The following is a 26,703-nucleotide window of genomic DNA, read 5'->3' as shown; positions in this document are numbered from 1 at the left end:
TGCTTTAGACTTCCTTCAGATTCCACCTCACGGTGGACACCCTTGTCCTCAACTAATAGTTCCGACTACTACGGTCTATAGTGGACTTTCACCACCAAGTTAGCGCCCATGCCGGGCGCACTAAAAACGTGGCTGGGACAAAACTAACGTTTTGTTTTCAGCCACTATGTGTTTACGAATAATTAAATTTTAAATGTGTTCCAAAAGGCAACGCCCTCACCTAACCACGAATGGCTCAGGTGCTAAGCGCCTTTTGTCTCACTCTCGTCACCTTATAAATATTTAATTAAATCAAAATTAAAGCTACCTGCGCTCAATAATCTAGTCTAGCACCACTTTAAAGTAAAGCTTGCGCAGCTGTAATGATAGATAACTTGTAGACGTCTTCTTCATTAGAACCTCTTGATAAATCAGAGATTGGCTTGTTTAGACCTTGTAAGATCGGACCGATAGCTTCGAAGTTACCAAAACGCTGTGCAATCTTATAACCAATATTACCAGATTGTAATTCAGGAAAAACAAATACCGTTGCTTGTCCAGCCACGTGAGAATCGGGTGCCTTTTGCTGAGCTACAACAGGCACAAAAGCCGCATCAAATTGGAGTTCACCGTCGATTTCATATTGCGGTGCCAATTCTTGCGCAATTTTGGTAGCTTCGGCGACTTTAGTCACTTGATCGGCTTTGGCCGAACCTTTCGTTGAAAAACTCAATAAAGCTACTTTTGGATCAATATCAAATAACGCTGCTGTTTTAGCGGATTCTACCGCAATTTCAGCCAGTTCTTGGGCATTAGGATCAATATTGATTGCACAATCAGAGAAGAGATAACGCTCATTCTCACGGCCACGCTGCATAATAAAAGCCCCACTCGTTCGACTCACACCGGGCCGTGTTTTAATAATCTGTAAAGCCGGCCGCACAGTATCACCTGTCGAATGAATGGCGCCAGAAACCATACCGTCCGCTTTATCCAAATAAACTAGCATTGTGCCAAAATAATTGTTATCACGCAATAACTCTTGTGCCTGGGCTTCAGTTGCTTTGCCTTTACGGCGTTCAACAAATGCGGCCACCATCGATTCATACTCTGGATATGTGGCTGGGTCAATGATTTGAATATCACCTAAATTAAAGCCTTTTTCCTGGGCAATCTGTTGAATCTTAGCTGCTTCACCTAGCAGAATGGGCTTCAACACTTGATCTGCATTCAATCGGGCAGCTGCGCCAATAATTCTAGGTTCATAACCTTCTGGAAAAACAATCGTTAAGTTTTTACCGGCAATCTTTTGTTTTAAACTATCAAATAAATCCACGGGGAAAAGCCTCCTAATATGTAAACGTTATCATAGTTATGATACACTTTTTCCAAGTACTTGTGAAGTCCTAGCTTAACTTTCACCGGGATCATCAGGCAACTGCCAATTGATTGGTGATTCGCCAAATTGCATTAAGGCGTGATTTGCCTTGGAAAATGGCTTTGAGCCAAAAAAGCCATAATGTGCCGATAGAGGACTGGGATGTGGCGAAGTAATGACTGCATTCGTAGTTTCATCAATTAGTTTCATTTTAGCCTTAGCGGCATTGCCCCATAAAATGAAAACGACGCCACCCTTACTGGACAATTTTTCAATAGCTGTGTCAGTTAGACGTTCCCAACCTTTGCCGCGATGGGAATAGGCGTGACCAGCTTCCACCGTCAAGACAGAATTCAATAATAATACCCCCTGATCTGCCCAAGATTTCAAATAGCCATGTTTTACTGGTGGATAGCCCAAATCACTTTGTAATTCCTTATAAATATTGACTAGTGAAGGGGGTACCTTTGTTCCAGGAACGACTGAAAAACTTAACCCATGTGCCTGATGAGGATTATGATATGGATCTTGTCCTAGAATAACGACTTTTACCTTTGAAAATGGCGTCCATTCAAAAGCTTGAAAAATATGATACATATCCGGATAAATTGTTTTAGTAGCATATTCCCGCTTCAAATAATTATGTAATTCTTGATAATAATCTTTTTCAAACTCTGGACCTAGTACCTCTTGCCAGTCATTGTGGATCAATGTTTTTGTCACGATAATTCCTCCTTATGGTCCATATTATACAGGATGTCCCGATTTTTGCTTGATTAATCCGTAATTTTCTTGCGGTTCTATGCTAAACTTAAACTAGAATATTTACTGGAGGTCACTTATCTTGATCAAAATTATCGCTTCAGACATGGACGGCACCTTACTCAACAATCGTATGGAAGTTTCAGAAAACAACGCTGCTGCAATCACAGCAGCACAAAAGGCCGGAATTGATTTTATCGTAGCTACTGGGCGTGGGATTACCGAAGCAAAGCCTCTATTAGATGCCCATGATTTACATACCACATTCATTACGTTAAACGGTGCTCTAGTCATTGATACCGACGGCAAAGAAGTTGTGAAGCATCCACTCGATCGAGACAAACTACACCAATTAGTCGCGCTTTTAAGACAAAACGACTTTTACTTTGAAATGATTACCAGTGAAGGCCCTTTTTCCGAAAGTAAAATACGTCGAATTCAAAATGTAGCTGATTTACTGGTCACTCTAAACCCCGATCAACCTTATAAAATTGCTGTGGCTTTAGCGGCTGCACGATTAGAATTGATGAATATCAATTACATTGATAACTTTGACACGATTCTATCAGACCCCAATAAAGAAGTTTTCAAAATTATCGCCTTTGATAAACGCGGTCAAAAAGCCTTTACAGAAACACGAACAGCTATTGATCATCTCGGAGGCTTAGTGGTCACTTCCTCATCCGATAACAATATTGAAATTAATGATATCCAAGCACAAAAAGGTATTGCTTTGAAGCAATATGCGGCCGTTAAGCATATTCCTATGACACAAGTTATGGCTTTGGGTGATAATTTGAATGATGAATCGATGATTCGTGAAGCAGGTATGGGCGTTGCCATGGCAAACGCTGTACCTCACATTAAAGCAATCGCCAATCGAACAACGGACTTCAATACCAAAGATGGCGTCGGTAAAGCAATTCAATGGGCCTTAAACGGTGAAATCTAACAACTAATATTTGGTGAGTATATGGAAGTATATATCAAAAATCAAACAGCACAACGACAACATATGGCGATGGTTTATAATGCGACCCAGCAACCAATTTATTACGTCGTCGGCCGTCAGGGTATGCTGAATGATAGTTTTGAGCTGCATGAATTATCTGGTAACTTAGTTGGTGAAATCAAACAAGTATCTCCTGGATTTTTGCCACGTTTTGATATTTTGATTGCAAACAAAAAAGTCGGCGCTATCAAACGAATTATTGGTGTTTGGCACCAATTCATTTTCGTAACCGACTTACGCTGGATCATTACTGGCGATTTATTGGATAACCACTACCAAGCCTTTACACATGGCCAATTAGTCTTTCAAGTGGACACTGCATTGCTTTCAGATGGTGCATTAGCAAAAGATCTCATTGTTAAACGGCAGCAAGATGTTCCAGTGGCAATTTTGATTAGCATGATTTTAGACTTGTGGTCTAAAAACACCAAACGCGGGCAAGCACCCTCTCCAATAACCGATGGCCAATTAATTTGGGGTGATTAAAGTTCAAAAGTCATGTGTTCGTATTGATGTGGCCCAATGGTAATTTTTTTCTCAACTCTAAATCCCTGACGCAGATACAATCGTTTGGCGCCAGGATTAAGCAGATCGACATTCAAGGATAAAACAGAATACTCGTGATTTCGGGCCAATTGTTTAGTTGCGGCCAATAATTGGCTACCAATTCCCTGACTTTGCGTATTCGGCGCAACAGCTAAAGAATCTAAATACCATTCACCTGGAAAAGCTTCCTGATCCGGGAAAAGTTCCTGACCCGGTTGTAAGCCCAACTGAGCATAATAAGGTTCTAAATCTGTATCAATTGTCGCTTCATCTACTTCTGGATAACTCACCGCCACGCCAAAAACGCGTGGCTTTTTTTCATCTTTACTATCGTCAACAGCCACAAGCATGCGACGGTAACTGTAACGATAAGTTTTAGTTTGATAAAGCTTGTTTAGAATAGCAAATAGTTTAGCTGTCGATAGCGCTTGTAATGTTGGAATTTCCATTTCTTCAAATATTTGATTAATGATCGGAATAACCTGTGGCCCATCTTGTAATTCAGCTGGTCTAATTTTCAATTAATTCACCTCACCTATAATCATACAGAGAACTGAAATCATACGCAAAGGGTGCCAAAAAGAAACTACCAAATTATGGTTTTAACCAAGTTTAAACTTATTGTCAATCAGTAATAAACTGAGTGCATCTAATTGTGCACGCATTTGCTTCGGCTCAATATTCAAATTATTCGTTAGCCATTCTCGAATTTTTAACCGTAACCCATCGGTAAAAAAAGTCATGTAACTGGCATTGATGCGTGCAAAATATTGAGGCTTAAAATACTGGCTTATAAAGCATTCAAATGTTTCTTGTAAAAAATACTCTTGGCGCATGACATTGGAATTTTGGTAAAGATTTAAAAACAAGATTCGCTGAGCAACCAATTCTTCTACTAGTAAATCCAGTGCCAACATCCAACTACTACATTGGCGTAATTTCAATAACAGCCGTTCCTCGACTACGGCAAAAAAGATATCTTGTAACCCATTATTGAAGTGCCGATAGAAGGTACTTCGACTCACTCCAGTAATTACCAGTAACTCTTGCACCGTTAATTTCTTAACTCGCTGCTCTGATAAATAATCCCCTAACGTACGAATCACATAATTTCTGGTGAGTTCAGTGTGCATTAAATTCTCCTAATCAAACGAAAACAATTCAGCATTTGTAATTGAACTATACCAATTTTTATTTTTTAAAGCAAAAAAAATGACAAAAATTTTAGTATTCACTAATCTTTTGTCATTGATCCGATTTAATTTAATAACGATTTTTTAATGCACGCGCCATTTCTCGGTCTTGTTCTTTACGTTTTAAAGTCTCACGTTTATCATATTGACGTTTACCTTTACCAACACCAATCAAAACTTTGGCAAAACCATGTTTTAAATAGACTTTAAGCGGCACGATCGTGATCCCCTTGTCCTGGGCCACACCAGCTAATTTGGTAATTTCTTTTTTGTGTAGTAACAATTTACGATTTCTTAATGGGTCATGATTAAACTGATTGCCTTGTTTGTACTCACTGATATGCACATTTTCTAACCACAATTCGTTATTGCGCACGCGGGCAAAGCCGTCTTTTAAATTAATCTTCCCTGCACGAACAGATTTGATTTCGGTTCCCGTCAAGGCAATACCTGCCTCATAAGTTTCTAAGATACTATAATCATGACGGGCTTTACGATTATTTGCCAATTCATTAGGCGCTTTTTTATGTTGTTTTTTCGCCAAAAAACTCACCCCGCTTATTTGCGACGATCTGAACGTTTACCCCTACTTTGAGTTTCACGTGGCCGCTTTGCAGCTGCTTTTTTTTGATCTGCTGCTGATAAAACAAGTTCAAAATCGATCTGTCGCTGTTTTACGTCGGCTCGCATCAATTTAACACGAACTGGTTGTCCAATTTTATACATCTTATGGGTATGTTCACCAATCAAAGTCATACTCTGTTCGTGATAACTGTAATAGTCATCTGCCATCGTTGAAATATGAACCAAACCTTCAACTGTATTATCTAAGGCCACAAACATCCCAAAACTAGTAACCGAGCTGACGACCGCATTAAATTCTTCGCCGACACGGTCCTCCATATACTGAGCTTTGAGTAAATCGTCCACATCACGTTCGGTATCTACTGCCTTACGCTCCTGAATCGATGTTTGTTCAGCAATTCCCGGTAAAGCTTCGCGCCAGTGAGCTTGTTCCTTTTCTCCAGTCCCATTAGCTAAATAATCATGGATCAATCGGTGCACGATTAAGTCAGGATAACGCCGAATTGGAGAGGTAAAGTGTGTATAATATTGAGCACCAATCCCAAAGTGACCTAATAATTCATCAGAATAATGTGCCTGTTTCATACTCCGCAATAACATAATATTTACCACAGACTCTTCAGGTGTGTCTACCACCTGACTTAACACATTTTGCAGCATCAAAGGTTTGACATCTTTAGCTGAGCCCACGCCTTTGATCCCAAATGCTGATACAAATTCAAAGAATGATTTTACTTTTTCTTCATCTGGCGTTTCATGGACCCGGTATAGGAATGGCACATGTCGCTTATTCCAAGTTTCAGCTACTGTTTCGTTGGCTGCCAACATAAACGATTCGATCATCCGCTCAGAAGTACCGCGTTCCCGCAAAACAATATCGATTGGATGTGAATTTTCATCAACAATAATTTGTGCTTCTGCATCTTCAAAATCAATAGCACCACGACGATGACGCATGTCAAATAGAATCTTATGCAACTCTGCCATCAGTTCAAACATAGGTACAAGATCTGCATATTTAGTTTCAAGCTCTGGATCTTCGTGATTCAAGATTTTATTCACGTTATTGTACGTCATGCGTGCGTGAGACTTGATCACACTAGGATAGACATCAGAATTAACGACTTTTCCACGTTCGTCGATTTCCATATCACAGGTCATTGCCAAGCGTTCTTCATCTGGATTCAATGAACAAATACCGTTAGAAAGACGGAATGGGATCATTGGTACGACACGATCCGCCAAGTAAACGCTTGTCCCACGATCGAAAGCTTCATGATCTAGTGGTGAGCCTTCAGTTACATAATAACTAACATCTGCAATATGCACACCCAAATGATAGTGCCCGTTAGCCATTTTCCAGACAACAACAGCATCGTCAAAGTCTTTAGAGTCGTCCCCGTCGATTGTAACTACAGGTTGATCCGTTAAATCTTTTCGCCCAGTTTTATCTGCTTCGGTCACATGATCTGGAATATGATTTGCTTGGTCCAAAGCTTCTTGCGGAAAATCGATGTGTAACCCATGGGCATAAACTTGACTTTCAATATCCACGCCAGGATCATTTTTATTGCCAATGATTTTAACAGCAATACCACGCATCTGCCCGGGCCGTTCGGGTGAAGGATAGTCCGTGATATCCGCTAAAACAATATCGCCCATTTGAGGATGTAAGCCTTTTTCCGATAGAAAAACAGGTAACTTATTCAACTTCTTTTCACGGCTTTGTAAATAGCCAACGAAACCTGTTTTATGCGCTTCTGCATCAGAATACTGGGTAAAATCACCAACAATTGTTGTCAGGTTACGCGTCAGAATTTGGGTAATCTTACCTTCTGGCCCACGGTTACGCCAAGGATCTCCGTCACGTACGATTTCAGCAGTGACTTCATCGCCATCAATTGCGGTATGTGTAGCCTCTTTAGGCACGAAAATATCTGGATCATCAGAATCAGGAACAGCGATAAAACCAAAGCCGCGTTCATTGGCATGGAAAATACCACTAATAATCTTCTTTTGTTCAGCTAATTTAAATTTACCTTTACTACTAATTTGAATTCGGCCTTCACCTTCAAGTTGTGCAATACTTTTAACAACTCGTTTAAAAGCAGAAGCCCCCTTAAAGCCGATCTGATCATTGATCTCTTGCACCGTAAACTTGCGATCTGGTTGACCTTGAAAAATTTCTAAAATATCTGTTTGTAATCTTTCGGCTTGTGTCAATTTGCCACCTCTTCATTTGTCTTTTGAATAAAATGTAAAACATCCAGTTGTAATTGTTTATGGGCGGGACCGACTGTCAGTACATGACTGGCATTCTCATACCAGTGGAAATCCACAGTGGCCTGCTTCAAAGCTGCGCGTAATTGGTAGGCGCCCTGAGCATCAATCATTTCATCTTGCCCCGATTGTCCAATAAAAAATGGCTTCGTAATTGTCCCTAAATCCGACACCATTTCTCGAGCAAAAGCATGGACATCTGCTAATTGTTTAGGTAATAGCGTTTCAATTCTTGCCATCTTTGTTTCAATCTCAGTAGGCTTAATTTTAGCATAACGATATATCTGACGCGCGTACTTCAAAAAATTAGGATACACATTATTTTCGGGCTGTGGTATGACAGGTGAACTAAATACCCCACCAGCAACTACCGCATCTAACGTCATAATAGCTTTCGTCGCAAAAATACCGCCCATTGATAAACCAAAAACATAAATAGGCTGTTTATGTTTATAAGCAATATATCTAATTGCAGCTTTAGTATCTGTCCACCATTGTTCTGCACTGCCCTGTTCTAAAATGTCTAGAGGTTCAAAGGTTGCATGTCCTGTAAAATGAGGGATATAAACACTATATCCAGCGCCTTCTAAGAATCGACCTAACATATGGTGATCACTGGAAGTACCTGAGTAAGCATGCAATAAAACGATACCCACTTTACCAGCATCATAGTATAAAGGCTGTGGCATTTTATATTGCAAAGTATATTGCTCCTAACTGTCTTAAAGTAAAAGGACTTCATCATTAAAAAGCCGGCAACGAAAAAAGCTTCGCCCCGGCTACACATTAATATAATTTACTTGTGTGAAGATAAGTAGACAAGAATTAAAGCAAAGACGAAGAATAGGGTGCCAAGTACCCAAGTAACTTTGACCATAAATGCTTCAAAGCCGCGTTTCTTGGTCACACTAGACTGAAGTTCATTGCCACCGCCAGATAATGCGCTTAAAGCATCTTGTTGTTTACTTGGCTGCATCATAACGGCGAAAACAATCAAGAAGGAATCAATGATTAAAAGTGTTTGAATCATGCTATACAAAGTAATACCTCCAAATTAAAACCGGTCAATATTCACTATAAAATAGTAGCATAAATCCCACTATAATACTAGAATTTTTGGATATCTATTGTGGTTTGCCTGTATAAATCGATTCAATGTGCTGCTGAATCAACCGCCGCATAGCACCCGCTTGACCGCTGGGCACTAGTAAGATTAACGTATCACCAGGATGTACGCGACTACTACCATGAGGAATCAAATGTTTCTCACCCCGCTGAATACTGATCAGCAAACTATTTTCGGGCCATTGAAGGTCCATAACCTTAAAAGCATGTGCACCAGGCGCTTCAAAGATTGGCACCTGTACTTGATCTAAATTTCTAGAAGTCATGATCTTATGAATCACAGTCAAACGCTGCCTTAGAGCTTCATAAATTGCATCACCATTCAAAATATCTACGACCAGATAAGCGACCAAGCTCAATACTGCTAAAGGCATTAAATGAACTAAGGAGCCAACCATTTCTGTCACCAATAATATAGCAGTAAATGGTGCTTTACCGATAGCAGCAAAATACCCAGCCATTGCAAAAATCACCAAATTATGCCAGTACCCTTGCGGCAACCAGCCTAAATGAATCATCACAGCGGCATAAAGGGCACCAATAATCGCCCCTAGCGTTAGAATTGGTAGGAAAATACCACCCGGTAAACCAGAACCATAGGACATCATTGAAAATAAAAAACGGACTAAAAACAACGTGACCAAATAACCTAAATTAATAGTGGCCTGATTAAAATTCAAAATCACGCCATTGCCGCCGCCAAGCCAATCTGGATGCCAAATACCAAGTGGAATCAATACTAACAAGGGTACCAATCCCAAAAATGCTTTGGGGATGAACTTAAAATACCGGTAAAATTTATCCTGATTCAACAACACAATTTGGTATAATCGCCCTAATAACCCTAAAATAATACCTAACAACAACAAGTGCCAATACAAATTTACTGGTAAGGACCGTTGATAATTCAGATGTAAAATGGGTTGCATACCAAAAACATTTAAAGACACAAAATTTGCAGCCACTGCACTGGCCAATGATGTCAACCAAACAGGATAGGAAAAGTTATGATAAATCTCTTCTAGTACGAACATTGTCCCGGCAATTGGCGCATTAAATGCAGCTGAGAGGCCACCAGCAGCACCGGCAGCAATCATGATCCTCCGATCCGAACCAGAGACCCGAGTGATCTCTGCAGTGCCTTGCCCAACAGCTGCCCCCAGCTGAATTGAGGGCCCTTCACGTCCGAGAAATAATCCCGGCCCAATTGCTAGGACCCCGCCAACAAATTTTTGCCATAAAATTTGCCACCAATTATAATCTAGTTCTTCATCTAATTGTGCTTCAACTTGGGGTATACCCGATCCTGATATTTGTGGCGCGCGCCGTAACAGCAAACCAACAATCACACCAAATAAAATTAAAACGCCTACAAGTGGATATAATAAAGACCACTGCCCCATTCGAATTTTATGAAAAACAGCTTGAAACACGACCAAGATTTTTTCAATACTAAACCGAAAGGCGGCCGTAGCTGCACCTGCTAGTAACCCAATTACCAAGCCGCGGTAAATATAGTGTAATTTGTCCAAGCTCAGGTGATGTCTTAACGAATTATTCAAAATATTACCCCATTGTTATCTTTATCAATAAATATATTACTCGTTTTCAGAAACTGTGACAACAGACCTTGCCTTTCATCCCGACTTTAATTATTGTAAAATTAAAATTAACCTTTACCTTTATAAGGACTTAATTATGAAAAAATTACCGCTTCATTTATTTAAAACGCTGCCGCAAAAAATGACTTCTGGTTTCATTGTGATCATTCTATTAGGCACACTGCTTCTAAAATTACCTATGGCTACAGTTATTCATGGCAGTACCTCTTGGCTTAATGCCCTTTTCACAGCCACTTCCGCCACTTGTATCACCGGCTTAACGGTTGTCAATACTGCCACACACTGGACAATTTTTGGTCAAAGTATCATTTTATTGATGAGCGAAGTTGGCGCCCTTGGTTATATGACGTTTGCAGTTTTACTTTTTAATTTGATTAAACGTAACCTTGATCTTTCGACACAATTATTAGTCAAAGAATCACTTAACTTAGAGAACTTAACGGATACTAAAAGCGTTATGTCCTATGTTGTTAGTCTTTCAGCAATTATGCAAGGGGCGGGCTGGCTATTATTCGCCGTAGATTTCATTCCTCGTTATGGCTGGCGAAGGGGAGTTTATTGCGCACTTTATCAGTCAGTCATGTCTTTTTGTAACGCCGGCTTTGATGTTTTTGGTAATAGTTTAAAAAACTTTCAGAATGATCCCTATGTATTATTGGTAACCATTATTCTAATTATTGCCGGTGGTCTGGGATTTCTTGTCTGGCGTGATGTTTTACTTTACCGTGAACGCCGCCGATTAAATTTAAACTCAAAACTCACGCTAGTGACAACTTTTTCTTTATTTACGATCAGTTTTTTGACATTGCTAATCACTGAAAAAAATCTGGCAATTATCCAAACGACATCTGATAATTTTAACCGTTTGATGAATACCCTATTACTCAGTGTCACACCAAGAACAGCCGGTTTAATAACTGTCAATACCAATCAACTTCAAGAAGGCAGTATCTTCTTGATTATGATTTTAATGTTTATTGGTGGTACGCCTGGATCCACTGCCGGTGGGATCAAAACCACAACCTTTGGCATCCTTGTGCTTCAAAGCATCGCTCAATTGCGCGGCCAGAAAGATGTCATGTTCGCAAAACGTCGCTTCAGTGCCGATAACATCAACCGGGCACTATTATTGATCTTTATGGCGACAGGTATTATCTCGATTGCAACCCTGATTTTGACTCAAACAGAAGTCACGCCAAAAGAATTTGGTTTAGAGTACATTCTATTTGAAGTTTTATCTGCTTTTGGAACTGTTGGTCTCAGTCTCGGCCTAACAGCTAAACTTTCTATTGTCGGCAAAATTGTCATCATGCTGTTAATGTTTATTGGGCGTGTGGGTATTTTTACGTCCATGTACGCCATCTTGAATCAACAGACTAAAACAAATTTGATTCGTTATCCAGAAGAAAATGTCTTAATTGGTTAGGAGTGTGACTCATTTTGAAAAAAAATTATGCTGTGTTAGGTTTAGGTCGTTTCGGTGAGAGTGTTGTCCGAACCTTGACCGAATTCCATCAAGACGTTTTAGCCGTAGACATTGACGAAGAACGGGTTAACGCCTTAATGGACGTTGCAACTCAAACTTTAATTGCCGATACCCAAGAAGAAGCTGTTTTGAAAGGGCTAAACATTGATACATTTGATTTTGTCATTATTGGTATTGGTAATAATATGGAAGCAAGTATTATGACAACCTTACTAGTTAAAGAGCTAGGCGCTAAATGGGTCATTGCTAAGGCAGAAACTGCCGCCCATGGCCGAGTTTTAGATCGAGTGGGCGCGGATCAAGTCATTTTCCCAGAGCGCGACATTGGCCGTAATATGGTTCGAAAATTACTATCTAATCATATTTTAAGTTTTATTGATTTAAGTCCAGACTACACCCTTGCTGAAATTGAAATTACCGATTCGAATTTTGCCAATCAGAATTTACTGGAACTCAATTTACGGCAAAAATTTGACTTGAATGTCATTGCGATCCACCATGGCAAAATGGTTAATATTACGCCCAAGCCAACTGACATGGTCCATTTAAACGATATTTTAACGGTCGTCGGTCCAGTAGACCGCGTTCAAGAATTAGATGACGCAATCAAAAGCGACTGATCAACTATGTTTATTTCGCCGTTATAGCCAATAAGGCTGCTACGTCAGCCGTTAAATCTTGTGAGCGTGTTAAATATGAGATCACAGCATAACCAGCGGCATTAGTGGGTAATTGAGCATGATTGTTTAACGTGATGCCTCCAATACCAACTACTGGTCGCTTAGCCGCTTTAATTAGTGCCATTAATCCTTCTGGTCCAAAGGCTGGATCAGCGTCTGTTTTTGATTGGGTCGGAAAGATAGGCCCACAGCCATAGTAGTCAATACCACCAATGGTATTGGCTTTTTTTATTTGCGCAGTCGTTTCGCAAGAATAGCCAATAAAGTGTCTGCCAGCTACTTGACTCACAGTGGCCTTAATATTACCATCCTTTTGGCCAACATGGATGCCATCTGCAGCCGTTGCGTCAGCTAGTGCTAAATCATCATCAACAATAAATGGCACCTGATAACGCCTGCAGAGCTGTCGTAATGCTCGCCCAATCTCTAAGCGTTGCGCTGGTGTCAATCGACTGTGCGGCCCTTTATCGCGGAATTGAAACGCGGTCACACCCGCAGCTAGTACGCGATCAACTAATTCTAAAATATCTTGTTCTGGACGCAAATCTTGAGTACCGCAAACAAAATAAGCACGTAATTGGTCGGGTTCAAATTTCATCATTTTCCTCCTGATACCCATCTGTATACGCCCATAAGTTGAGTGGGCCATGGCCGTGTCCAACCTCAATTGGATTGGCAATACTAGCATAGATAAACTGTTTAGCCGTTTTTAATGCAGTTAATAGATCATACCCTTTTGCCAATTCAGCAACAATACAAGCGGATATAGTATCTCCGGTCCCATGTGTATTCTTAGTTTCAAATCGAGGTGTTTCCAGCCATAGTGAGCGGCCATCCGCTAATAAAACATAATCAGCTGCTGCTTGACTAGCGAGATGCCCACCCTTAATTAGGACATTTTTCGCACCCAGCTGTTTTAATTTTTGAGCTGCTTGTTGCATGTCGGAGCGATTCTTGATGGTTTGACCACTTAGCCGCTCAGCTTCAGGAATATTCGGTGTGATTAGGGTGGCTAGTGGCAACAGTGCTTGTTTCACAACGGAAATTGCATCGTCTGCCAGTAATTGAGCGCCCCCTTTAGCAATCATGACTGGATCAACGATCAAAGGGCCAAAATGATATTTCTTTAAGTTATGCACAACAAATCTGACATGTTCAGCATCTGCTAACATTCCTGTTTTACAAGCTTTAATTGTGAAATCATCAGCCAAAGCCTTAAACTGGTCATGAACCATTGTTTCAGACAGACTGACAAAATTTTGTACCCCTACTGTATTTTGTGCAGTTACTGCTACAACTACTGCAGTTCCAAAAACATGCCGCATCTGAAATGTTTTCAAATCAGCCATAACTCCGGCCCCACCACCAGAATCTGTGCCAGCAATCGTTAAAACTTGAGGTATCCTATCTGTCATTGTTAATCCATCTCCAGTTGTTTGATGCGACCCTTAGCAGCCACTGTTTCCGGTGTGACTAAATGTAACTGATCCAGCAATTTTATTGCAAACGTTCCCGGTAGCTCGGTAGGCAACTGATCAGCCACCTGTTCCCCGGCTACCGCAAAAACCACTGCTGCAGTTTGTGCAGCTTCGAAATAGTCTGATGTCACGCCAGCAAAAGCACCAATAATACTAGATAACATATCGCCTGAGCCAACATGAAGTTGGAATAAAGGCGTATTGTTTTCAACTGTGACAACTTGCTTCCCATCAGAAATATAATCCGTTTCTCCGGTCATGACTATAATCGTTTGGTATTTTTGAGCTGCTTTTTTAACAATAGCCACTGGGTCAGCGTGACCTTCACCAGCATCAACACCCTTAGACTGCCATGCAACATCAGCCAGAGCCGCAATTTCACCAGCATTACCACGAATGATGTCTGGGTGAAATACGTTAAACAAATCAGCTACTGTTTGTTTTCGGTATGCTACCGCACCAACAGCGACAGGATCTACAATGAGCGGTTTATGAAGCTGATTGGCAAGTAGACCTGTTTGTCGAATATGTCCTAGCGCTTCATCAGTAAAAGCACCTAGATTTAATACAACTGCAGCGCTCATCTGCACCATTTCTGCAGCTTCTTTAATTTCTTCAGACATGATTGGTGAAGCACCAATCGCATTGATCCCATTGGCAACGTCTTGAACTGTCACAAAATTGGAAATATTCATCACCACTGGATTTACGGATCTTAATTTAGCTAATAATTCAACTTGCATGTTTGACCTCCTAAAAAATAACCGGTATCCATACAAATGCGCAGGATACCGGTTATTTATCAGAAATATACCGATCAAATGACACGTTCCTACGCAAGTATGAACTTACAGGTTCAAAGGGTTTGTTTAACCATCTCAGTCCGCTTAAGGACACCCCTCGTGTTAATATCTATTGTATTGTAATGATAAGCTGTCTCGAAAATGAAGTCAACTGAATCTTACAGCGGAACGCCATAAAAGTTCTAAGACGATAAAAAATTCGAGCTTGAGATAAAAGGCGCTCAGCGCATGAGCACCACTACGAATTCAAAGAATAGTGGCTTTTCGTTTGAATCATTCGTTGATAGGTGAGGCTGTTCGCTTTTGGCACACGTTTAACTCAAAATATGCGTAATCAAAAAATGGATAAAACAAAATGTAAAATCTTGTTTTATCCATTGATATATAAGTTAGTTTAGACGCGTAGCTTTAAAAACGACACTGTACCTAACAGAACTTAAATTCAACTTATTTGCCTAAGTTGTAGAAGCTGTGAATACCCTTGTATTCAGCAGCGCCTTCTAATTGTTCTTCGATCCGCATTAATTGATTATATTTGGAAATACGGTCTGTCCGGCTCATAGAACCTGTCTTGATCTGGCCAGCATTTGTAGCAACAACCAAGTCAGCAATAGTTGTATCTTCTGTTTCACCAGAACGATGAGAAACAATAGCTGTATAGCCAGCTTCTTTAGCCATTTCAATAGCTTCAAAAGTTTCAGTCAAAGTACCAATTTGGTTAACTTTGATTAAGATGGCATTGGCAACGCCCATGTCGATCCCTTTCTTCAAGTATTCAGTGTTTGTGACGAACAAGTCGTCACCAACAATTTGTACTTTTTTACCTAATTGAGCTGTTAATGTCTTCCAGTCGTCCCATTCATTTTCATCTAATGGGTCTTCCACAGAGATAACAGGATACTTATCGATTAAGTTCTCAAGTAAGTTTGTAAATTCAGCAGCGGTGTAGTTCTTGCCGTCACCTTTCAATTCATATTGATGTGTTTCTGTGTTGTAGAATTCAGAAGAAGCAGCATCAAAGGCGATTGCAATATCGTCACCAGGTTTGTAACCGGCACGTGTAATTGCTTCAACTAAGATTTCAAAGGGTTCTTCGTTGTTCTTCAAATCAGGTGCGAAACCACCTTCATCACCAACGGCTGTTGAGTAGCCTTTTTCTTTTAACAAAGCTTGTAAAGCATGGAAAGTTTCTGAACCCATCCGAATAGCTTCATGAACAGATTTAGCACCAACAGGCATAATCATAAATTCTTGGAAGTCCACGTTATTATTAGCATGAGCCCCACCATTAATAACGTTCATCATTGGTGTTGGTAAAACATGGGCATTAGGGCCACCTAAGTATTCGTATAAAGGTTGACCTAGTTCGTCAGCGGCGGCGCGTGCAGCAGCCAAAGAAACACCTAAAATAGCGTTAGCACCTAATTTACCTTTATTAGGAGTACCATCTAACTTAATCATTGCTTGATCTAAAGCACGTTGGTCGGTAACGTCCATACCAATCACTTCTTTAGCGATCACATCATTAACATTGGCAACAGCCTTTAAAACACCTTTACCGCCAAAACGGTTTTTATCGCCATCACGTAATTCAACAGCTTCGTGTTCACCAGTTGAAGCCCCAGATGGAACAATGGCACGGCCAAAGCCGCCAAGTTCAGTATAAACTTCAACTTCAACAGTAGGATTGCCACGTGAGTCTAAAACTTCGCGGCCTAATACATCAGTAATAACAGACATAGAATTTAACGCTCCTTTTAATTTTTACTTCCGGATACATTTTACCGAAAAAACAGCCAAATTGAAATGAAAATTAGTTGTTATAATGAACTAATTCTAAGAAGGAATCTGCCTTCAAACTAGCGCCACCAACAAGACCACCATCGATATCAGGTTGTGCCATCAATTCCTTAACATTAGCAGGTTTCATAGAACCACCGTATTGAATACGAACAGCATCAGCTGTTGTTTGGTCATATAGTTTTGCAACAGTTTGACGAATATGAGCACAAACTTCTTGTGCTTGATCGGCTGAGGCAGTTTTACCAGTGCCAATTGCCCAAATTGGTTCATAAGCAATAACTAAAGTTTTAACTTGATCAGCTGTTAATCCAGCTAAAGCAGCTTCGACTTGAGTCGCAACTAAATCTTCAGTCTCGCCAGCTTCCCGTTGTTCCAAAGTTTCACCAACACAAATGATTGGTAAAAGTTTGTTTCGGAATAATGCTTTTGCTTTTTCATTAACTTCTTCATTAGTTTCATGATGGTAGCTCCGGCGTTCTGAGTGTCCAATAATAACATATTGAGTACCCATTTCAGCCAATACTTTGGGACTGTTTTCACCCGTGTAAGCACCCTCGTCATGGACAGAAGCATCTTGAGCAGCTGGAATCAATACAGAATCTTTAGCAGCATCAATCAGTGTGGCTAAATCTAATGCAGGTGCAGCAATGACAGCTTCCACATCATTCGTATCTGGCAAATCATTTTTAACAGCATTTACAAATTCCCGTGTTTGTTCAGGATTCTGATTCATCTTCCAATTGCCGGCAATAATTGGTTTACGCAAGAAAATAACTTCCTTTCAAAAAAACTATTTTTCAGAAATAGCAGCAATGCCAGGTAATTCTTTACCTTCGAGGTATTCTAGTGATGCACCACCACCTGTAGAGATGTGTGTGATTTGATCAGCGATACCTAATTGTTGAGCAGCTGCTGCAGAATCACCACCACCGATGATCGTTGTTGCACCTTCTAATTTACCAAGATCTTTACCAATCTCTAGTGTACCATTGGCAAAATTGCTCATTTCAAAAGCACCCATTGGCCCATTCCAAACAACCGTCTTAGCACCATTTAATTTTTCTTCAAAGAGTGCAATTGTCTTAGGTCCAATATCCAAGCCCATTTCGCCATCAGGAATATCTTGACCCACAACTTCATGTTCAGCATCGTTGGAGAATTCTTTGGCCGCAATATTATCAACTGGTAAGATCAACTTATCCCCAGCCTTTTGCAATAATTCTTTAGCAAGGTCTAACTTATCAGCTTCAAATAATGATTTACCAATTTTATGACCTTGAGCAGCTAGGAAAGTATAAGCCATCCCGCCACCAATCAAAATGTAATCAGACTTAGGAATTAAGTTATCGATTACGCCAATTTTATCAGATACCTTGGCACCGCCTAAAATTGTCACGAATGGATGAACTGGATTGTCAACGGCATCACCCAAGAACTTGATTTCTTTTTCCATTAAGAACCCAGCAGCAGCGGGTTTGCCAGCAGCTTTCATAGCTGTTGCAATCCCAACATTAGAAGCATGTGACCGATGTGCTGTCCCGAAAGCATCATTAATATAGACATCGCCTAAAGAAGCCCAATATTCACCTAATTTAGGATCATTTTTGCTTTCACGTTTACCAAAATCATTGTCAATATCTTGGAAACGTGTGTTTTCCATCAATAATACTTGACCATCAGTCATATTATTAATAGCATCTTCTAATTCTTTACCTTCATTTGTTGGTACAAATTCAACTGGTTTACTTAATAACTCAGATAAACGTTCCGCAACCGGACGTAAAGATAATTCTTTCTTGTCATCATCACTCTTGATGCGGCCCAAATGAGAAAGCAAAATAGCTTTACCACCGTGTTCGATGACATACTTGATTGTAGGTAATGCAGCTACGATCCGATTGTCATTACCAATCACGCCCTCCTTGATTGGGACATTGAAATCAACACGAATCAATACTTTTTTATCTTTAACGTCTACGTCTTGAACTGTTAATTTAGCCAAAACTAAAAACCCCCTAGGTCATTGTGTCATGCATAACAAGTTAATGAACAGAAAAAGGCAGAAGGAGAAACCTCCCTCCGCCTTCTTCGTCAGAAACTATGCAGCTATTAAAAGTTTACTAATATCTAATCTAAAGATTAAAGTGTAGCAAATTTCAATAAAGTACGAACCATTTGGCAAGTGAAGCCATATTCGTTGTCGTACCAAGCAACAGTCTTAACTAATTGGTTGTCGCCAGCTGTTGTAACTTCTGTTTGTGTTGGGTCAAAGATTGAACCATAAGTTGTACCGATAACATCGGAAGATACGATTTCGTCTTCGTTCCAGCCAAAGCTTTCGTTACCTTCTGTGTGTTTCTTAATAGCTTCGTTAACTTGATCTGCAGTAACTTTTTCTTTCAAAACAGTTACTAATTCAGTTAATGAACCATCAACAACAGATACACGTTGTGCATGTCCTTGCAATTTACCGTTTAATTCAGGAATTACAAGACCAATAGCCTTTGCAGCACCTGTACTATGTGGAATTGTGTTAGCAGCAGCAGAACGAGCAGCACGTAAGTTACCGCCACGAACTGGGCCATCTAATAACATTTGTGTTGAAGTGTATGCATGAACAGTTGTCATAGTACCAACTTCAATACCAAATTCGTTATTTAAGAAGTAAGCCATTGGTGCTAAGCAGTTTGTAGTACATGAACCAGCAGAAACGATCTTATCGTCAGCAGTTAAAACATCATCGTTTACGTTGTAAACAACAGTCTTCAAGTCATTGCCGGCAGGAGCAGAAATCAATACACGTTTTGCACCAGCATCGATATGTGCTTGAGACTTAGCTTTTGAAGTGTAAAAACCAGTACATTCAAGAACGAAATCAACACCATCGTTTTTAACCCAAGGAATATTTTGTGCTTGTGGTTCTGCATAAACATGATATTTCTTACCATCAACGATGATAGAGTCATCAGTTGCGCTTACTTCACCATCAAAAGTACCATGAGTAGAATCATATTTTAACAAGTGTGCTAACATTGCAGGACTAGTTAAATCATTAATAGCTACGACTTCGATGTCGTTAGCTGTTTTACCTAATTCGTGGATACGGCGGAAAGCCAAACGACCGATACGTCCGAAACCATTAATACCAATTTTTACAGTCATACAAAAATTTCCTCCTTTAGGAAATGAAAATTTATTTTAAAGGGGCTAACCCTTTTAAAATCTGATTTGCGGCACCTTCATCTGTAATCAGCCAAGTTTGATGAGGTGCATTTTTCATATAAGCCTGAATTGCCCGAGCTTTTGAACGTCCGCCAGCAATCGCAAGTATATATGGAATACTATCAAGATCCCGAATTTGTAAACCAATTCGCGGTATCTTATAAACAACTTCACCAGCATCGTTAAAGAAGTAACCAAATGCTTCACCTACTGCATCTTCACTTTTGATCATATTAACTTCTTCAGTTGTCATGCCACGGCGCTTAGCCATCGCCACAGCATCACCGATGCTATGTAAAACGGCATTACAATGGGTGATCATTTGTAGTACGGCCTGTACAGATGGTTCTTGTAACAGACTCTCATAGGTTTCTTTGCTGACATGTTCAGGAACATATAACATTCGATGTGTACCATGTGTACGCTGAGCCATATCTGCTGAAACTGTATTTGCTTGGATATCCACCGTTTCGCCAATACCGCCACGAGCTGGCACAAAAACCAATTCGCGTTCATTCGACAACTTGGGCGTCAACTCTTTTGCAACACGAGCCATCGTTGTACCGCCCATTACGGCAATAATGTTACGACCATCAGGTAACAAAACACGTAGCGTTTCATTAACCAAACGCCCGATATCTTTCAATACCCGAGGTTGGTCATCACTATCGCCAGCGACAATCAAGACATGGTCAATGCCTAACAAGGCCATCAATTGCTTTTCTCGCTGATGAACATCCAAAATTTGACCCATAAACTTTTCGAGGCCATTCAAGGCTTCTTCACCATTATCTGTCAAAACCATGCCAGACTTAGAAGAAGTTATCAAACCTTGAGCTCTCAAAAAATCAGTTTCAGTCCGAAGGGCACGTTCACTCATATCCAGTTTGATCGCCAATACACGTCGACCAACAGGTTGCATCCAATTAATATGCTGCAAGATATGGTAACGACGGCGAATCACTTCAAGAAAGTCCGGGGCAATGGTCTCTATCCACGCTATTTCATCATGCATCAATGCTCCGCCTTCCTATGGGACAATTAACGACCACCTATGTCATTTACTGACCCATACAAAGTAAAAATAAAAGGAATGGCAATCTACGCTCCATACTCCCTCACGAACAACCTTAGTATAACAGTCAGATTCTTCTTTTGCAAGCGCGTTGCGCAAAAAATGAAAAAAGCCTTCAAACCGCGTCCTTACTAACAAAAAAGTCTGAAAAGTAGAAACATATTGACGGTTATTTTTGAAAAAATATTATTCTGTTTTTTAAACTCACTTTGTATCAAACTTAATTGATCTGTGATTAAACCTTGAATACCAATATCATATAAAATAAAACTATGTGGGTCATTTTCTGTCCAAAGGTAGTGCTGTTTTTTAGAAATGGTCCCTACCAATGGTAAAGCTGCACAGTAACTTCTACCATTACTAGATTCGTAATCATACTGACCGCCTGACGTTTGCCAAAAACTAAACGGCACAATATAACCCACTGGCAATTTGAAATGTTGGTGCTTTAACGCCTGTAATAACCGTAAATTAGAAGCATGAACGATAGCATGATTTTGCGCTAACCGTCGCTGATAGCGGCTAGTAAACAACTGCGCTATGTGGGCTGCGGGATCTCCGGGAACGGTTTTCAATTCAACCATCAAAGGTTGGTGTAACCGATTGGCCACGCTCAAGTAAGTGTCAAAAGAAGCGATATGTGCGTGTTTTTGATATTCAGTTAAAACCAATCGCCGTAGTTGTTCTTGCGTGTGTTGTGCGATATCTTCGCGTTTGCCCGTTAAATGATAAGTGTTGGGATCGTGCATAACAACAAATTTTTGATCCTTAGTTAAGCGAAGATCTAATTCTATATAACTTGGATACTTCAGATGTGTTTGCCGCAAAGCGCCAATCGAATTCTGAACGCCATCATTACCATTCACACCCCGATGTGCGATCCATTGCCATTGCGAAACCATATGCGCCTGAGGTATGGTCAATATTGGTAAAACATTGATAAATAAAAGTATTAAGGCTGATATTGATACTATTCCTGAACGAACCTTTAATGACCAAATTGGTTGATTTTGCCGCAGTTGCTGGATCAATATTACCCCAACAGCAATCTGACCAATACGCATGAAAATGTAGCTCCAAGTCGGGGTCGGTATAAAGATAAGTAAAATTGCTGAAAACAGTAATAACAATAATTGGCTGACTAGCGCTTGTAATACACATTTGATCAAATAGTGATAGGCTAAGCGCGCATAATGTTTGAAAACCCAAGCACTCATCCCAACGCAAACAAAATAGCTTATAATCAAAAGCAGCGTTATCAAGCGTAAAGACCAGCGGGAATCCATTAGATTTTTACCTAAATCTGATAATCGAAAAATCCCTGCATAATTGTAAAATAAAATCAGGTTCCCAATTGGCAAAATTGCAATCCAAATTGTAACTGTGCAAATCAATTTTGATTTTACCGTTATCAGCTTTAGCGGGTACAATAACAGAAAATAAACTTGTCCCATCATTGCTAAAATAAATACTGCGGTCAACGCATAAAAAAGCGTAGCTCCCATTAAATTGATCTGGGCAAGATTCTGTGGTCTAACAAGGTCACTAATCGAAAATGTAAAATGATGGATCACTAATCCACTAAGCCTACGATATAAATTGACACAAAACAAATTAAAACCCAGATTAAAAATAATAATTTGGCTGCTGCTAGCCAAAAATCGGCGAAACTTAAGTGTAAAGGTGATTGAGTTGCCCATATCACAGACCTTTTTTCATAAATCTTCATTTTTTTGTTGAAAAATGTTCCCTCTAATGCTATCATTTTTAAGTACTGCACCGCTAGTGTAATGGATAGCACGTAAGATTCCGGTTCTTAAGATCCGGGTTCGACTCCCGGGTGGTGCATAACGCGGTTTCACCAAATATAATCAAGTCCCAGAATGTTGTCATTTCAACGTTTTGGGGCTTTTTTGTTTTTATTGAATTGTGGTTGGTTTTAGAAAAGTATGTTCTATTTACAAAGACGCTGAACATGGTTGAAAATCCGCTTCTTATACGGCTTTAACTGATCCTATCCTTATACCACCACAATTACTGACACTCTGCTGAGATTAGCTACAAGATATTAGCTTACACTTAATCATTAACGCTTTAAAATCAACTTTTTAACAATGACTACTGCCCAAGAAAATAACAACAATACATTCATTATAAACATAAGATATTCAAATGGTTTCTGATTGCCGTGAAAGAAAAATGGTAATAAGTTCCATGAAAAAACATATAGCCAGATAGAAAAGATAATCTTTATCTGTTTCAAAAAATCAGCGAAAATCGGCGGCAGTACGTAATTCAAAGGCAACATATAAATCAAATAGGCAATAAAATTAATCACAAGAATGGCCATAAGCATTGAGGTAAGCTTAGCACCATAAATATAACTATCTGGAACACCATTAAATGAAAAATGAACAGGAATGGTCCGTTTTAATGAATTACGCCCTAAAGAAACAATTAACACCTGCAAGAGCACATTGGCAACACTAAATTTAGAGATTCTGTTTTTTTTAAAAGCCATCTAACTCACCTCACATTATCAAGGCCACTATATTTCAATCAAGAGAACCAACAATTACACCTTTTTTAAAGTATATCATTTAAATTCAAACCACTCAGCCATCTAAAAAACCGCTGATCAGAGTATAAAGCTACTCCTCACCAGCGGTCAGAAATTCAATATGAATTAAACATTTAATACCTTATTTAAGAAGTCCTTGAGTCGTGGATTCTGGGGGTTGCCAAAAATTTCATTTGGTTTTCCTTGCTCAAGAATTTTACCTTCATCAGCAAATATCACACGGTCAGCAACTTCTTTGGCAAAACCCATTTCGTGGGTCACAACAACCATCGTCATACCTTGCTTAGCCAGGTCTTTCATAACCTCTAAGACGTCGCCAACCATTTCCGGATCCAGTGCTGATGTTGGTTCGTCAAACAACATAATATCCGGATTCATAGCTAAGGCCCGGGCAATGGCCACACGTTGTTGTTGACCACCAGATAGTGATTGGATTTTGGCATCAAATTTTTCATCCAAGCCAACTTGCTGTAACAACTTGTGCGCTTGGTCAGCTGCCTGACTCTCAGTTTCTCCCTTTAATTCCATTGGTGCCAACATGATATTTTCAGCAACTGTCATATTATTAAATAGATTAAAATGCTGAAAAACCATCCCAATATTTTGTCGTACCCGATTAATATCTGCTTTAGGATCACTAATATCTACATTATCGATCACAATTTTACCAGAGGTAGGTGTTTCAAGACGGTTTAAGCAACGTAATAACGTACTCTTACCTGAACCAGAAGGTCCGATAATAACTACAACTTCATTATTTTGCACATCTAAATCAATGCCTTTAAGCACATGGTTGGAACCAAAGCTCTTATTTAAGTCAGTTACTTGTACTTTTAAGCTCATGCATTCATTCTCCTTTGAACCCAATTAGAAAGCCAAGTCAATAAGGTGATAACAATTAGATAGATCAAAGCAATAATCGTCCAAACTTTAAAGCCTTCCAAATTACGTGCGATAATAATCTTACCTGTTTGAGTTAATTCCAACAAACCAATAATAGACAAAATCGAAGTATCTTTTAACGTAATAATAAATTGGTTAATGAAAGATGGTACCATGATCTTGATACCCTGTGGCAAAATGACTTTACGCATTGACTTCCCATAAGGTAGGCCCAAACTTCTAGCAGCCTCCATTTGTCCAGTATCCACGGCCTCGATGCCTCCTTTAACAAAGGCAGCCGTATAAGCCCCCTCATTGAGGGTTAAAGTAACTACACCAGCAATAAATGCCGGTATCTTACTACCAGTCAAGCTCGGAATACCGGTATAAATGAACAATGCCAGAACTAGCAACGGCATCCCCCGGAAAATATAGATCAACGTACTTGAAAGGCCCTTGCCGAATTTACCAGGTGCAACGCCCAACAAACCGACAATGACGCCAAATACGGTTGCAAAGAAAATTGAAACGATAGTCAGCCACATAGTTTCTTTGAAACCACTCCACAAAGCGCCCTTATTCTGTTTGATCAAGCCAAAGAAAGAGCGATCCTCAGTGTCCGCATTGTTGCTCTTAGCTGCACTTTCAGCATTATTCTGTTTACTACCCAAATATTTGCTTGTAATTTTATTGTACTCGCCATTGGCCTTTAAATTCTTCAATCCAGCATTAAAAGCTGCCAAGAGATCCTGATTAACGCCTTTTTTAACAGCAAAACCATAATCTCCTTTTTCTGCCGGATCAGTTACAATTTTAAGCTTAGTCCCCTGTTTGATCCCGTATTGCATAACCGGTGAGTCTTCAAAACAAGCAACTGAATTACCGGTAACGACATCTTGGTACATATTATTGGAATCGTCAAAAGTAACGGTTTTGAAGCCATACTTATCCTTAATGCTATTAGCATAATCAGCTCCGGCTGTCCCAGTCTTAACGGCAACTTTCTTACCCTTCAACTGCGACAAGCTTTTGACTGAGCTCTCCTTAGCAACCGCCATCACGACTCCAGATTGAAAATAAGGATCCGAAAAATCAAATTTCTGTTTACGTTCATCCGTAATGGACATACCAGCAATAGTCCCATCGATCTGCCCAGATTCCAAAGCTTGCACAGCCGCATTAAATCCAAGCGGCTTGATTTGTACTTTGAACCCCTGATTCTTAGCAATTGCCCGCATGAGGTCCATATCGATCCCAACATATTCATTACTATTATTAGCAAATTCAAATGGTGGAAAAGTCACATCTGTGCCAATATTAAAGGTTTTCCCAGCAACATTAGGATTCTTAGCACTCTGTGTCCCCTTTGTTGTCGCAGCAACAGCTACTGATGCTTTAGGAATACCACTTGTCGAACCGACATATTTCTTAACGATTTTTTGATAAGTCCCATTTGCTTTTAACTTCTTATAACCAGCGTTAAATTTGGCAAGTAGCTCTTGATTTGCACCTTTTTTAACGGCAAAACCATAAGCCCCGCTTGTTTGAGGTTTTGTAGCCAACTTCAGTTTTTCACCATGTTGAATGGCATACTGCAAAACAGGCTGATCATCAAAACAAGCAACTGAATTACCAGTGGCCACATCTTCATACATGTTATTAGAATCATCAAAAGTAACAGTCTTAAAACCATACTTATCTTTGATACTGTTCGCAAAAGTGGCCGCTGCCGTCCCAGTTTTTAGTGCCACCCGTTTACCCTTTAATTGCGAAAAGTTCTTGATGGTACTGTTCTTCCCGACAGCCATGACAACCCCAGAATTATAATATGGCGCTGAGAAATCGAATTTTTGTTGACGCGCCGGTGTAATCATCATACCAGCAATTACACCGTCAATTTGTCCAGCTTCCATCGCCTGTACAGCAGCGTTAAAGCCCATGGTTTTGATATTGACCTTGAAGCCCTCTTCTTTAGCCACAGCCTTCATTAAATCAACATCGATACCGACGTATTTATTTTCCTTATTGGCAAATTCAAATGGCGGGTATGTAACATCCGTTCCAATTGTATATGTTTTTGCAGCTTGTACATTCTGATTTGGACTGAAAGTAGTTGCCAAACCAATGAAACAAGCAACGAACCCAAGTGTCATTAAGAGCCACTTCTTCATAATTTACCTCCTAAAATTCTGATGTCATAAAACATGACAA

At 39.9% G+C, this 26,703-nt stretch carries 25 protein-coding genes, 1 tRNA gene and 1 riboswitch; of the genes, 5 read left to right on the top strand and 21 right to left on the bottom strand.

Going from position 1 to position 26,703, the window contains the following annotated elements:
• Positions 1–337 precede the first annotated feature (337 nt).
• Positions 338–1,315 (bottom strand): phosphate acetyltransferase, encoded by a 978-nt coding sequence (gene pta, locus FHQ08_RS09135; protein ID WP_230914104.1) that lies wholly within the window; start codon positions 1,313–1,315, stop codon positions 338–340.
• Between the two features lie 75 nt (positions 1,316–1,390).
• Entirely contained in the window at positions 1,391–2,086 is a 696-nt protein-coding gene (locus FHQ08_RS09130) for a uracil-DNA glycosylase (protein WP_230914106.1), read from the bottom strand.
• Positions 2,087–2,201: 115 nt separating this feature from the next.
• Here FHQ08_RS09130 and FHQ08_RS09125 point away from each other — a divergent pair, with 115 nt between their 5' ends.
• The gene (locus FHQ08_RS09125) at positions 2,202–3,071 is read left to right on the top strand and encodes a Cof-type HAD-IIB family hydrolase (RefSeq protein ID WP_230914103.1); all 870 of its coding nucleotides are present in this window, start codon (positions 2,202–2,204) and stop codon (positions 3,069–3,071) included.
• 21 nt (positions 3,072–3,092) lie between these two features.
• Complete coding sequence (locus FHQ08_RS09120; protein WP_230914102.1) at positions 3,093–3,617, top strand: LURP-one-related/scramblase family protein; 525 nt, start codon at positions 3,093–3,095, stop codon at positions 3,615–3,617.
• On the opposite strand, the gene FHQ08_RS09115 is transcribed toward FHQ08_RS09120, so the two are convergent.
• The 7 genes from FHQ08_RS09115 to FHQ08_RS09085 all read right to left on the bottom strand — a co-directional run bounded on the left by FHQ08_RS09115 (position 3,614) and on the right by FHQ08_RS09085 (position 10,422).
• The gene (locus FHQ08_RS09115; protein WP_230914101.1) at positions 3,614–4,198 is read right to left on the bottom strand and encodes a GNAT family N-acetyltransferase; all 585 of its coding nucleotides are present in this window, start codon (positions 4,196–4,198) and stop codon (positions 3,614–3,616) included. The two genes, FHQ08_RS09120 and FHQ08_RS09115, sit on opposite strands and share 4 nt — an antisense overlap.
• An 81-nt stretch (positions 4,199–4,279) precedes the next feature.
• Positions 4,280–4,810 (bottom strand): TetR/AcrR family transcriptional regulator, encoded by a 531-nt coding sequence (locus tag FHQ08_RS09110; protein WP_230914100.1) that lies wholly within the window; start codon positions 4,808–4,810, stop codon positions 4,280–4,282.
• A gap of 130 nt (positions 4,811–4,940) precedes the next feature.
• A complete protein-coding gene (gene smpB / locus FHQ08_RS09105; protein ID WP_230914099.1) occupies positions 4,941–5,414 on the bottom strand; it encodes an SsrA-binding protein SmpB in 474 nt (157 codons plus the stop codon).
• Positions 5,415–5,428: 14 nt separating this feature from the next.
• Positions 5,429–7,678 carry a ribonuclease R gene (gene rnr, locus FHQ08_RS09100; protein ID WP_230914098.1) on the bottom strand — a complete coding sequence of 750 codons (2,250 nt, stop codon included), beginning with the start codon at positions 7,676–7,678 and terminating at the stop codon, positions 5,429–5,431.
• A complete protein-coding gene (locus FHQ08_RS09095) occupies positions 7,675–8,436 on the bottom strand; it encodes an alpha/beta hydrolase (protein ID WP_230914097.1) in 762 nt (253 codons plus the stop codon). The genes rnr and FHQ08_RS09095 overlap by 4 nt, the downstream gene beginning before the upstream one ends.
• Before the next feature lie 95 nt (positions 8,437–8,531).
• A complete protein-coding gene (gene secG, locus FHQ08_RS09090; RefSeq protein ID WP_230914096.1) occupies positions 8,532–8,774 on the bottom strand; it encodes a preprotein translocase subunit SecG in 243 nt (80 codons plus the stop codon).
• A gap of 85 nt (positions 8,775–8,859) precedes the next feature.
• Positions 8,860–10,422, bottom strand: coding sequence for a ClC family H(+)/Cl(-) exchange transporter (locus FHQ08_RS09085; protein ID WP_407929200.1), 1,563 nt, complete (start codon positions 10,420–10,422; stop codon positions 8,860–8,862).
• A 136-nt stretch (positions 10,423–10,558) separates the two neighbouring features.
• Between FHQ08_RS09085 and FHQ08_RS09080 the strand changes: the two genes are divergently transcribed.
• Together FHQ08_RS09080 and FHQ08_RS09075 are read left to right on the top strand one after the other, a co-directional pair.
• A complete protein-coding gene (locus tag FHQ08_RS09080; protein ID WP_230914094.1) occupies positions 10,559–11,908 on the top strand; it encodes a TrkH family potassium uptake protein in 1,350 nt (449 codons plus the stop codon).
• 14 nt (positions 11,909–11,922) lie between these two features.
• Positions 11,923–12,588 (top strand): potassium channel family protein, encoded by a 666-nt coding sequence (locus tag FHQ08_RS09075; protein ID WP_230914093.1) that lies wholly within the window; start codon positions 11,923–11,925, stop codon positions 12,586–12,588.
• Positions 12,589–12,598: 10 nt separating this feature from the next.
• On the opposite strand, the gene thiE is transcribed toward FHQ08_RS09075, so the two are convergent.
• The 9 genes from thiE to FHQ08_RS09030 form a co-directional block, all read right to left on the bottom strand.
• Complete coding sequence (gene thiE, locus FHQ08_RS09070) at positions 12,599–13,249, bottom strand: thiamine phosphate synthase (protein WP_230914092.1); 651 nt, start codon at positions 13,247–13,249, stop codon at positions 12,599–12,601.
• Positions 13,236–14,063 (bottom strand): bifunctional hydroxymethylpyrimidine kinase/phosphomethylpyrimidine kinase, encoded by an 828-nt coding sequence (gene thiD, locus FHQ08_RS09065; protein WP_230914091.1) that lies wholly within the window; start codon positions 14,061–14,063, stop codon positions 13,236–13,238. The genes thiE and thiD overlap by 14 nt, the downstream gene beginning before the upstream one ends.
• Positions 14,064–14,065: 2 nt before the next feature.
• On the bottom strand, positions 14,066–14,869 hold the full coding sequence (gene thiM / locus FHQ08_RS09060) for a hydroxyethylthiazole kinase (protein WP_230914090.1): 804 nt from the start codon (positions 14,867–14,869) through the stop codon (positions 14,066–14,068).
• 69 nt (positions 14,870–14,938) lie between these two features.
• Positions 14,939–15,037, bottom strand: a riboswitch (TPP riboswitch).
• A gap of 339 nt (positions 15,038–15,376) precedes the next feature.
• Entirely contained in the window at positions 15,377–16,669 is a 1,293-nt protein-coding gene (gene eno / locus FHQ08_RS09055; protein ID WP_230914089.1) for a phosphopyruvate hydratase, read from the bottom strand.
• 73 nt (positions 16,670–16,742) lie between these two features.
• Positions 16,743–17,498 carry a triose-phosphate isomerase gene (gene tpiA, locus FHQ08_RS09050; protein ID WP_230914088.1) on the bottom strand — a complete coding sequence of 252 codons (756 nt, stop codon included), beginning with the start codon at positions 17,496–17,498 and terminating at the stop codon, positions 16,743–16,745.
• 24 nt (positions 17,499–17,522) lie between these two features.
• Positions 17,523–18,734: a phosphoglycerate kinase gene (locus tag FHQ08_RS09045; RefSeq protein WP_230914087.1), complete on the bottom strand. Its 1,212-nt coding sequence runs from the start codon at positions 18,732–18,734 to the stop codon at positions 17,523–17,525.
• 137 nt (positions 18,735–18,871) lie between these two features.
• On the bottom strand, positions 18,872–19,894 hold the full coding sequence (gene gap / locus FHQ08_RS09040; RefSeq protein WP_230914086.1) for a type I glyceraldehyde-3-phosphate dehydrogenase: 1,023 nt from the start codon (positions 19,892–19,894) through the stop codon (positions 18,872–18,874).
• Between the two features lie 31 nt (positions 19,895–19,925).
• Entirely contained in the window at positions 19,926–20,969 is a 1,044-nt protein-coding gene (locus FHQ08_RS09035; RefSeq protein ID WP_230914085.1) for a sugar-binding transcriptional regulator, read from the bottom strand.
• 191 nt (positions 20,970–21,160) lie between these two features.
• Entirely contained in the window at positions 21,161–22,246 is a 1,086-nt protein-coding gene (locus tag FHQ08_RS09030) for a glycerophosphodiester phosphodiesterase family protein (protein WP_230914084.1), read from the bottom strand.
• Positions 22,247–22,805: 559 nt separating this feature from the next.
• Here FHQ08_RS09030 and FHQ08_RS09025 point away from each other — a divergent pair.
• A tRNA-Arg gene (locus FHQ08_RS09025) sits at positions 22,806–22,877 on the top strand.
• 238 nt (positions 22,878–23,115) lie between these two features.
• Here FHQ08_RS09025 and FHQ08_RS09020 read toward each other — a convergent pair.
• The 3 genes from FHQ08_RS09020 to FHQ08_RS09010 form a co-directional block, all read right to left on the bottom strand.
• Positions 23,116–23,550, bottom strand: coding sequence for a hypothetical protein (locus FHQ08_RS09020; protein WP_230914083.1), 435 nt, complete (start codon positions 23,548–23,550; stop codon positions 23,116–23,118).
• Between the two features lie 165 nt (positions 23,551–23,715).
• Positions 23,716–24,453 (bottom strand): amino acid ABC transporter ATP-binding protein, encoded by a 738-nt coding sequence (locus FHQ08_RS09015; protein ID WP_230914082.1) that lies wholly within the window; start codon positions 24,451–24,453, stop codon positions 23,716–23,718.
• A complete protein-coding gene (locus FHQ08_RS09010) occupies positions 24,450–26,663 on the bottom strand; it encodes an amino acid ABC transporter substrate-binding protein/permease (protein ID WP_230914081.1) in 2,214 nt (737 codons plus the stop codon). Before FHQ08_RS09010 ends, FHQ08_RS09015 begins: the two co-directional genes overlap by 4 nt.
• Between the last annotated feature and the right edge of the window lie 40 nt (positions 26,664–26,703).

Source organism: Agrilactobacillus fermenti (assembly GCF_021030645.1).
In the GTDB taxonomy this organism is placed as follows: domain Bacteria; phylum Bacillota; class Bacilli; order Lactobacillales; family Lactobacillaceae; genus Agrilactobacillus; species Agrilactobacillus fermenti.
The sequence above is the reverse complement of the archived record's forward strand: the minus strand, read 5'-3'. Positions and strand labels throughout refer to the sequence as shown.